Source organism: Pseudomonas sp. ME-P-057 (assembly GCF_030208975.1).
GTDB lineage: Bacteria > Pseudomonadota > Gammaproteobacteria > Pseudomonadales > Pseudomonadaceae > Aquipseudomonas > Aquipseudomonas lutea.
Window position 1 is genome coordinate 279,671 of the sequence record NZ_JARVSX010000001.1, and the last position, 9,299, is coordinate 288,969.

At 53.6% G+C, this 9,299-nt stretch carries 8 protein-coding genes; 5 read left to right on the forward strand and 3 right to left on the reverse strand.

The window, feature by feature from the left end; translation table 11 throughout:
- Genes QRN48_RS01310 through QRN48_RS01325 form a run of 4 tightly spaced genes read left to right on the forward strand, consistent with a single transcriptional unit; the run spans position 1 to position 4,845 of the window.
- A complete protein-coding gene (locus tag QRN48_RS01310; protein WP_285348465.1) occupies positions 1-1,077 on the forward strand; it encodes a GTPase-associated system all-helical protein GASH in 1,077 nt (358 codons plus the stop codon).
- Positions 1,074-2,030, forward strand: coding sequence for a TRAFAC clade GTPase domain-containing protein (locus QRN48_RS01315; RefSeq protein WP_285348466.1), 957 nt, complete (start codon positions 1,074-1,076; stop codon positions 2,028-2,030). Before QRN48_RS01310 ends, QRN48_RS01315 begins: the two co-directional genes overlap by 4 nt.
- The gene (locus QRN48_RS01320; RefSeq protein ID WP_285348467.1) at positions 2,030-2,914 is read left to right on the forward strand and encodes a TRAFAC clade GTPase domain-containing protein; all 885 of its coding nucleotides are present in this window, start codon (positions 2,030-2,032) and stop codon (positions 2,912-2,914) included. The genes QRN48_RS01315 and QRN48_RS01320 overlap by 1 nt, the downstream gene beginning before the upstream one ends.
- Positions 2,911-4,845, forward strand: a complete 1,935-nt coding sequence (locus QRN48_RS01325; protein ID WP_285348468.1) for a GAP1-N1 domain-containing protein — start codon at positions 2,911-2,913, stop codon at positions 4,843-4,845. Before QRN48_RS01320 ends, QRN48_RS01325 begins: the two co-directional genes overlap by 4 nt.
- A 50-nt stretch (positions 4,846-4,895) precedes the next feature.
- Here the strand turns inward: QRN48_RS01325 and QRN48_RS01330 are convergent, their stop codons facing one another.
- The 3 genes from QRN48_RS01330 to QRN48_RS01340 form a co-directional block, all read right to left on the reverse strand.
- The gene (locus QRN48_RS01330) at positions 4,896-5,858 is read right to left on the reverse strand and encodes a tyrosine-type recombinase/integrase (RefSeq protein ID WP_285348482.1); all 963 of its coding nucleotides are present in this window, start codon (positions 5,856-5,858) and stop codon (positions 4,896-4,898) included.
- 332 nt (positions 5,859-6,190) lie between these two features.
- Complete coding sequence (locus QRN48_RS01335; RefSeq protein ID WP_285348469.1) at positions 6,191-6,742, reverse strand: hypothetical protein; 552 nt, start codon at positions 6,740-6,742, stop codon at positions 6,191-6,193.
- 35 nt (positions 6,743-6,777) lie between these two features.
- Entirely contained in the window at positions 6,778-7,146 is a 369-nt protein-coding gene (locus QRN48_RS01340) for a hypothetical protein (RefSeq protein ID WP_285348470.1), read from the reverse strand.
- A gap of 918 nt (positions 7,147-8,064) precedes the next feature.
- Between QRN48_RS01340 and QRN48_RS01345 the strand changes: the two genes are divergently transcribed.
- Positions 8,065-9,299 (forward strand): ShlB/FhaC/HecB family hemolysin secretion/activation protein (locus tag QRN48_RS01345; RefSeq protein ID WP_285348471.1); only part of this gene is annotated, 1,235 nt, incomplete at its 3' end.

Genomic DNA, 9,299 nt, shown 5'->3' on the forward strand with positions numbered 1-9,299 from the left:
ATGGCTAGACCAACATTTGCGGACCGATATGCCGAGGCAGGCCTGAACCCTAGCTCCCAGACGATCATTGAGCGCGGCGAATCCGTCAAACGGATTGTGGCGACTGCCAAAACAGCAAAAGAACGAGTCTGGGATTTGGTGGGGATTTATTTTGATCTAGCTGAAGCGGATACCGGATGGTTCCGTGACGAACTAGCTCAAGACGATGCGAGCTTTAGCCTTGTAAACAATGGTAGAGAGGCGAGTATTCTTGCGGCGATCGCTCTTGAGGAGTTGATCGAGTCGGGTGAAGCTCACGCTATTCTCGCAGTACTTACTGGCTCTGTAGCGGGTACGGTTCGTCCTTCTCAAGGCGAATGGTTGATCGGCGTGGCAAGAAATGCGCTAGCGCGATTTTCTGTTAGTAATCGATCACCTAGAGCAATTGAGACCTCCGTGACTGTTTCCAGTCTGAACAAGAGCTTGGGAGAAGAGGTCGTGCTCGTAGCGAATGGAGACATGGATGAGCTCGTAATCACCTTGGGGAAAATGAGAGGAGAAGCTCACGCTCTCACTAAATCGACGGCCATCCAGATCTCCACAGCTATTACAGAGTTGAATCGCCAGATGAAGGGTATGAGGGAGGAATCGCAGATTCTGTGGTGGTTGTTCGGTGAATATAGCCGCGATCTCGACCGGCCGTTCTCCAGTATAGACATCCATCAGGCGGCGATTGCAGGAGCAATAGATCTTGGAGCCTTAACCACTGTTTCGACATTGGGGCCACTTGCTGCACCGGCAATGCTGCAGCGAGTTATTGCTTTGGCAAAAAAACCTAAAGGGCAGACGTCCCGAGCGTTGTCAGCGACTATAGAAAGCTTCTCCGGGGAGGATCTAAGCGAGCTAGACATCAGAACGGGTCCTCCGGTGCGGCTTGTTCCAATCACGACTGCAATCGACCTTGCTCGCACGCTTGGCAGTGGTGTTTGGCATGCGCGGTTCCATAAAATTACTGGCATGGAAGCCTCCATCAGCTTCGAGCCACTGGTTTTGGCTGAGCAGCTTTATCGTGAACATCTCCTAGGGCAACTCGCGTGACAGCAGAGAGTAATGGGATCGAAGAGGTTGAGGGCGTCGACGAAGATGTCGATGTTTTCGAACATACGGAAAGTGGCGGTTCTCCGAGCGTCGACTCCACCTGGGCTTTTCTCCCGGCTACTACACTGCTAGCGGTTGCGGACGCGGACGAATTATTGCGTTGGCGAGCAGCATCGGTAGTCGCAGTGGTGGGAGAGCGAAATGGTGGAAAGACTACATTGGTGGCAGAGATCTACGAGCGGTTTCTACATGGCCCTTTCGCGGGAAAACTCTTCGCTGGCAGTTGGAGTCTTTCCGGGTTTGAAATGAAGAGTTTTCAGTCGCGAGCTGAGTCGGGAGCTACTTCCCCCGATACGCTAAGGACTTCCTCACGGGATGGCTTGGGATTTTTTCACCTTGCAGTAGCTGATGTGTCCACTCCCCAAGATCGGCGAGACCTATTGATTTCTGAGCGCGCAGGCGAAACCTATCGTGAGGTTCGCGATACTCCTAAGAAGAGCTTAGAGATGATTGAGCTGCGTCGCGCAGCAGCTATTGCATTTATCGTCGATGGTGAGCGTGTTCGAGAGGATCTCAAGCGAGCAGAAGTGTTTGCATCTGTGCGCAACCTTATACGTGCCTTACATGAAACGCGGACCATTAATTCGGGCTGTCGGATTCAGGTCGTTACCACCAAATTCGATCTTCTCGATGATGACGAAGCTCTTATCGCAAGAAATGCTCTCACTGAATTCGAGCAGCGGATGACCAATCTTTATTCGAGCTTTTACACGGTAGAAGTTTTCCGGATAGCTGCCCGTGATCCTAAGGGGGTCGTCGAACCAGCCATGGGCATTGCTCCTCTATTTAGAAGCTGGACACAGCCCTCCCTACCCGTAAAAGATGCAGATATTGAGCTACCGGCGCTAACAGACGAATGCGATCGACTGCTCCTCAGAAGGAAGGAGCGGTAATGAATGCGAGCTTCGTGGTAATGGGCTTGCCTGAGTCGGGTAAGACTACCTTTCTAGCAGCCCTTTGGCATCTCATCGAGTCAGATGAGACTGAATGCAGCTTGGTCCTGGATGGTTATGAAGGCGATCTGACATACCTTAATCAGATCGCGGAGGCTTGGCGCTCTTTTAATAAGGTTCCACGTACTTCCCAAGTAGGAAGTATGACGGTTTCGTTCAACCTGAAAAACCGCGCTACAGGTGTTCGAGGCACGGCCCTTTTCCCTGACCTAGCAGGAGAGGTTTTTGATCAGCAGGTTATTGAGCGTAGATGCCGGCCTGATTTCGTTACGGATGTGTCAGAAGGCGACGGGATCCTTTTTTTCATCAGTGCAAACGTCGCTGAGGACACATTATCCGTCGTGGAGCTAAACGCACGCTTGCGCATACCGGAGCATGAAGCGGGTGATGACGAAGCTCGGTTAGTGGAGGGCAAGCAGGGTAGCGAGCAACGCTTGGCGTGGCAGCCGCAAAATCTTCCAAAACAGGTGAAAATCGTTCAAATTCTTAGCGATCTTCTACGACGCCCATTTGAGCAGCAGACTCGACGGATGGCTATCCTCATTTCTGCCTGGGACCTTGCGGCAGGTATGAACCTGACTCCTAGGGAATGGCTAGCCAAGCACATGCCATTAGTTGACCAGTTTCTGAGGACGAATGCGGCACTGTTCCAACATGAAATATTTGGCATTTCTGCCCAAGGTACTAGCTTGGAAAACGCGGAGGCAGTCATCCAAGTTGCGAAACTACCAACGCCAAGTAATCGAGTGCAGATAGTAGGTCCTAACAGCACAGGGCACGACATCACTTTCCCACTGATCTGGCTCATGTCGGTCCAAGAATGAAAGTCGACCAGTGCCTGTTCGGTTACAACGATGGTCATAAGCTACTGGCCACTTCTCTCTCTCTGGGCTCCGAAACCTCGACATTGACCGAGCTGAGCGACATGGCTCCTGGCATAGTATTCGGCAAATCTGGCGGTTATTGGACCGGAGTCCCCGCGCCATCCATCGGACGATATGTCCTTATGCGGACGTGGCCTGCGCCTGAAATGCCCAGGCCCGGATGCGTCTGGACTCACGCGCTTCTGATTGACCCTAATGTGTTGGAGTTGCTTGAAGACCTAGCAGTCCTTCAAAAGTCTATGAGTCGTCCTTCCAACCAAGCTGACATTTCCCAGTATCGTGAACCATTGCAGCTTGCGATCTCTGCAGGCAGGAGCGTTGTTGACAGTGCCATTGTTACAAAGCTTCTTATAGCGCTCTATCAGAGGGACCGTGCAGTTGTAGATACCGATTTTGCAGGCGAGATCGATGATCCGCTTTTCGCCGTTTGGTCTCAGCAATGGCCTAGGCTTAGAAGAAATCTACGGTTTCAGACAGCCGCCGCTCACTCGCATCATCCTGCTCCCGGCGTGCGTTTTGACCTTTCTACCAAAATCGCCGCCATACCCGAATCTGATCTGAGTCCTGCTGCTGCGCTTCCTTGGATGTCTGCTGCGTTACTCGACATTCAGCAAGGATCTGGAGAGTTGCGAGATTTTTTATGGCGATACGGTAGTGACGTGAAACGGCAACGGAAATCTTTTAGGCCGCTTGTTGAGCTTTATGTAATGGATCGCGACCTGACCGTTATAGATGGCCATCACATTATGCAGATTGTCCGCGACTCATTTCCTAGTCAGCAAGACGCTTTGCTGTTAAAACAAGATTTAGTGGATGGAGTCGTTATGCCGCCGGCACAACCGGCAGCAATAAGTGCTTTTTTTCACGAGATGGCCGGCTCGGGATTACCCCCGCCGACGCTCGAAGGTATTCAGAGGCTTGCCGAGCTTTGGGATTCTCAAAGTGCAGAGCTTTTGGCCATTGCTGACGAGATAGCTGATGCTGTGGAGCCAATCGCACAGCTCGTATTTGGCGCCTGCATCAGCCGCCTCAAAGCCTCTAAGTTCTGGTCAGCTACATCCGATTTTCCGAAGCTACAGGATCGGCTATTGCGGGAGCGTCCTGAGCTATTGCTTGAAGAAGGATCGTTGCAGCTTGGCGACGATAGACTGGCTGATTTGCTGGCCCTCGTTCCAGAAAACGCGGTGAAGCTGCCATATTTTATTTCTTTACTATTATCAAAAAATAACAAAAAAATTGCGGATTCTGTGTTCGATGCTTTTCCGAGAATTACTTCCGAACAGTTGCTTAACGCGGAAAATAGCGATTTGGCGGTCGGTCAGGCATGGCGTTCGTCGATCTTATCGCGTCCGAATTTGCTGCTCACGTCTGCTTATCTGGGATGTATTTCTCGAACAAGTCTTCTCTACGATTACTTTGTTGCTCTTGGGGGATTTGTACCTCAGGTACTTGCTGGAGGTGTCGGACCGTGGGGAAAGGCTCTGGAAGAATCCCGCAGTGATTTAAACAGTGAACAAGAAAATGCGCTCAAGACTTTTATCTTGATATTGGCTCTTCGCACAGGAAATCAGGATGGACAGAGAGTTGTGGAGGCGCTATTCGATACAATTCACGCAAAAGTTCTAAGGGACAAGTTGCAGGGGGAGGCAAGAACTATACTTCTCGATTGCCTGCCGGAGCTGGGCTGGTTCTCCAACTGGGATGTTGGATTTCGGCTTCGGTTGATGGTCACAGCTGCCTACATTCAAAATGATTGGTCACCTCAGAGCTTCGCCGATCTAACGCAGGACTCCAAAGTACGGTCGATGCTGGCCGACGCTGCTAAAGAGTTTAAAAGTGGGAAACAACTTTATAAAGCAATCACTGGCTGAAAGCATGCTCTTTCACTCGCCAACTGCCGGTCCTCAAACCGACCCGACATCTAATACTTCACCTTGTAGGTTGGTGAATCCTCCGGCCGGTTCTCTCGCCTATCGTAGATCTTGGTCGTGCTGATATTGGCGTGACCCAGCCAGGCCTGGACCTTGGCGATGTCGGCTTCATGTTCCAGGGCATTGGTGGCTGCGGTTGCTCTGAGCCCATGGACTCCCAAGCCGTCGACCTGAATCCCAGCCTTCTTCGCGTAGGCCGCCACGACGGTGTAGATACCGTTGGACGTAATACCGGCACCGGTCAGCTTGCCGCGCAATGGGATGAAGAGCGGCACCTTCCTGTCCGCCCAATGATGCCCTGAGCTTTCCAAGTACTGATGAATGCGCCCAGCCGCCACGGGGTGCAACGGCAGGTAGCGCACCTTGCCGCCTTTGCCATGCACCTTGAGGTGTTGGATCCCGCGACGGTCCTGAATGTCGTTCACCTGCAGCAGCGCCGCTTCTTCGCGGCGCAGCCCGTGATAGAGAAGAACAGCCAATAGCGCCCGGTCGCGCAACCCTTTGAGGGTCGTTTCATCCGGGGCTTCGAGCAGCGCTTTGGCCTGGTGATCACCCAATGCCGGCGTCTTGCCTTCGTTGCTTTCGATCTTCGGTCGTTTCACGCCGTGCACGGGATTGCCCCCGGCGATCGCATTGCTCTCCAGAAGGTGATCAAAGAGGCTGGCCAGCGCCGCCAATTTGCGCCGGATAGTGGCTCCGGCCAAACCGCGATGCTCGAGCTGGGCGCGCCAGGCCAAAACATGTGATCGGGTGACGACGCGAAATTCATCGGCCGAAGCCAATCCGACAAAACCGCAGAAGTCTTCCAGGTCATTTTGGTAGGCACGGCGTGTTCGAGGGTTGTCCAGGTTGGCAAACCACTCGACCGCGGCCGGAACTTGGGCCAGGGTCTGAAACTCGACCGACGTGAGCCGTCGCTGATCATTCTGATGGGCTTTCGTCAATTCTTGCATAGCTTTGTCAACCTCGGCTCGTTTTCGATCATTGGCAATGTCTTTAGTCACGAAATCCACGTCAAATGCCGCCGTCGCCTTCAAAACCGATAAACGGCAATAATTGGTGATAACCTATTTTATTGCCACTTAAGCGTGGCTACCAATGTTCTCCTAGGCGCCTCTGACTCCTGCTAGAAGAATCCGTTTCTGGCCGGTACTGCGAGGCATGAACGGCAGAAATCGGCCAGAAGCGGACATTCGATGCGGACAAGGATCTAGACGACCTCTCGCTCTCGATTTCAGGACGCAGCAACACAGCATGCATTCCTGCGAGCAAATTAACGGATCGTTTACTCGGGAATTCCGGTCACTGTATGCACTACGCGCATTGCGCAAGGCGGTCGGGCCCCTTCCGGGTCGAGCTGTTCGCATTTTTTCAGCAGCGGATAGGCATCGGCAAATTTCATAGCCGCCACCTGTTCGGCGTGCTGCTGCGAAACAAAGCAGCGCTCGAACCGGAAGGCGGCATACACCTCGGGCAGCAATGCCGGATAATCGTAAACCTCGTCGACGATACTCTTTAGCATCTGGGACATCTGCCCGTTGGCTGCGGGGGAAATTTTGGTGAGCAGATCATCCTTGGCGACGCCCGCTTGCCTGGCCTCAATAGCTTGCTTCGACGCACCGATGGATGCCTGCATTCCCTGCGGAAACGGACAATCAGACGCCGCCAATGCCGAGGTCGACGCCATGCAACTCAGTAAAGTGAAAACAGCGGCCATCCTTGCCATGGAATTTCCTCGTTTGTAGCAAGCATTGTCGAAATAAGCTGAGGGTTCTAACCGATGCCAGTTGATGATGCGCTCAATTGACCTGATCAGCTCCGGGTCGAAAGTGGTCATCGACAGCTTTTCGTTGCTCACACTGCACAACGCTTTCACAAGAAATCACTGACCTGGAACGGTTTATCAGTCGCGAAAATCGATTCATAGACCGCGTCGTCAAGTTCGTCACGGGCAAGGAACACGCTAGCACTATATGCGCGGGCCTTGCAAAACCAAGCAAAAGATCCGTCGTCATCGCGCTCCAGCAGATAGAAGTATTGTTCCTCCATTTGAGCGCATATAGTCTCAAGTCGGGCCCGACCTCCACACGACAACAGTTCAGCGACCTCGTTAGAGTCACCCCCTACCTCATCAACCGCCCAGAGAACGATACGAGTAGCCACCCGCGTTTTCTCGGCGGGTTCTAGAGCATCGAAAGCACGGTGAACGTCAGGATAGCTTGACACCAAGCGGTCAGTCATGGGGCTTAAATCCTCAGAGCGGGCTTGCCGATTACACCTGAATTTCCACCTAAAAGAACACCGTAATACGTCGGCGAAACTTCGTTGAAACCTCTTCAGGTCGAAAGCAGCGTCTGGCGACTGGCTGAAATCGGCCAGAAGCAGCCGATAGGATTAGACTACACCGAAGTCCTGTCAGAGATTATTTCTATGCTGATTAAGTGCCAAAGGTGCAGCCAAGGTTACGTTCGAGCAATGAGGGTGCGCTCCACAAATATTTTGCTATGGGTGTGCGAAGAGTGTGAAGCAACGTGGACGAGCCAGGATGTGGTGAATACCAGTATTTTTGAAGACTACGGTACGTTAATGGTCGGCATTGGGCGCAGTTGTTTATGGTCAGAATTGGAGCCACAGTGAAAAATCCGTTACCGCGTACTTTCTGTCAAATGTCCGCTTTGGGTCGAAAGCAGCCAGTCGCGCCTGACCGCTTTGGACCCGAAGCTGACTCTGCATGGGCCGTAAAGCGATGAGGGGTGATCTTTCTCTAATGTGATAGAGGAACTCATCCGTTGACGTTAAAAATGCGACAAGCACCGCAGGATGCAGGGCGAGTCTGGAATTCAGTGCCGTGATTTAATAATTGGGATCCAATTCACAGAATCTGCGCGAACTTTTCTGCATTGCCTGGCACTAACGTATCTCTTCGGACTGATGGCCATTTAGTAGCAGTCCGTCGGGCGTGTTGATCCTCAACTGATGGCCGCCGCTTGTCGGAGAGCACATTCCGGTAACAGGCTGTAACTCTTTCCTGGCGCCTTGTTTTACTGCCCATCAAAGCCTTGCTGATTTATCAGGCGCGAATGCCCACCTGATCCAACGCTTTGGATCAACGGGATTCGATGTTAATTTGCCGCCCCTTGATTTTTCGACGGATCGAACATGCCCTTTTTATTGCCACGGATTCGGTTGTTGCTTTGCACTCTTCTGCTCGCGTGTGTGGGCCTGAACAGCGCCACCGCTGCCCCAACGCCCGGCGATCAGGACCTGATCCGCGACCGGCAGAACCGCCTTCTCGAAGAGCAGAGCCGCCGCCTGCAAGAGCTCCAGGAGTTGCCCGGCAAACAGGCCAAGCCCGAGGCCCCGGCCACGCCGGCCGATAGTCGTTGCTTCCCGATTCAGGATATCGAGCTCAAGGGTGCCGACAGCCTGTCCGACACTGACCGTACGCGTCTGCTCAAACCCTACATCGGCCAATGCCTGGGCGTGACGCAGCTCAATGAACTGCTCAAGGTCATCACCGACTATTACATCGACAAGGGCCGCGTCACCAGCCGTGCCTACTTGCCGCAACAAGACCTCTCCAGCGGTCACCTGCAGGTGCTGGTGGTCGAAGGCAAACTCGAAGCGTTGAAAGCCGCCGAGGGCAGCACCGTGACGGACCGCGAGCTGGCCATGGCCTTTCCCGGCAAGGTCGGCGAGGCGCTCGACCTGCGCGAGATCGAACAACTGGTGGACCAGCTCAACCGTTTGCCCTCCAGGCAGGCGCAGATGCGACTGACCCCGGGCCAGCAGATCGGCGGCAGTGAAGTGGTGGTCAACAACGTCCCGCAAAAGCCCTGGCGCGCGAGCCTGTCGCGTAACAACGACGGTCAGGAAAGCACCGGTGAACAGCAATGGGACGCAGGGCTGGAATGGGACAGTCCGCTGGGCCTGGGCGACCAATTGATACTGCGCAGCGGCCACGACGCTGTCAGCGACCACCAGAAAACCTCGAAAAACAACATGCTGTATTACAACGTGCCGTGGGGCTGGTGGAACTTCAGCTACACGTACAGCGAAAGCGACTATCGCACCTACGGCGAGACCGACAGCAGCAAATTCAAGCTCAATGGCGACAACGAGAACCACCAATTGCGCGCCGAGCGGGTGATCCATCGCGATGACGTGAGCAAGACCTCGGTGAACGCCGGCCTGGCTCATCTGCGTACCAACAACTACGTTCTCGACGTGCGCACCGAGCCGAGCAGTAACCGCCTCAGCGAACTCCAGCTCGGCATCAACCACGGTCGGCGCATCGGCAATGCGTTCGTCAACCTTGACCTGGGCATGCAGAACGGCGTCGGCCTACTCGATGCCCAGTCTGAAGAAGAACGCGATGAGTTAGGCAACCGGCA